Genomic DNA, 359 nt, shown 5'->3' with positions numbered 1-359 from the left:
GTCTGCACCTGACGGCGGCAGGCGCTACCTTGCACCTGCACAATTCGTGCGAACTCGGCCTGTGTTACCAACACGATGTCGACCGCCTGACGGCTATACGTCAGCACCCTCTCGGTCATCCGCTCAGTTCGAACATATCGACAAGCGTCGTGCAGGTCCATTGATTGTTCAATGCAGCCAGTTTCCCGACGCTCTCCACTGTCTTGTTGCCGAGATCAAAGAGGTAACCTAGCGTTACGTTTTGGATTGCGGCAATCTGTTCCCGGTTCAGCATGATGAAGCTCCAGTGTGCGCGATCCGGACACGAAGGCGGCGCCTCCACGATCTTGCGACAGAGATCGCATAATGGGTCAAAAACG

1 protein-coding gene is annotated in these 359 nt (G+C 55.7%); it reads right to left on the bottom strand.

From position 1 onward, the window contains the following. Positions 1–115: 115 nt before the first annotated feature. On the bottom strand, positions 116–359 hold a 244-nt coding region (locus tag AB3X86_RS38395; protein ID WP_368599914.1), incomplete at its 5' end, for a hypothetical protein.

Source organism: Paraburkholderia sp. BR14374, assembly GCF_040948685.1.
In the GTDB taxonomy this organism is placed as follows: Bacteria; Pseudomonadota; Gammaproteobacteria; order Burkholderiales; family Burkholderiaceae; genus Paraburkholderia; species Paraburkholderia youngii.
The sequence above is the reverse complement of the archived record's forward strand: the minus strand, read 5'-3'. Positions and strand labels throughout refer to the sequence as shown.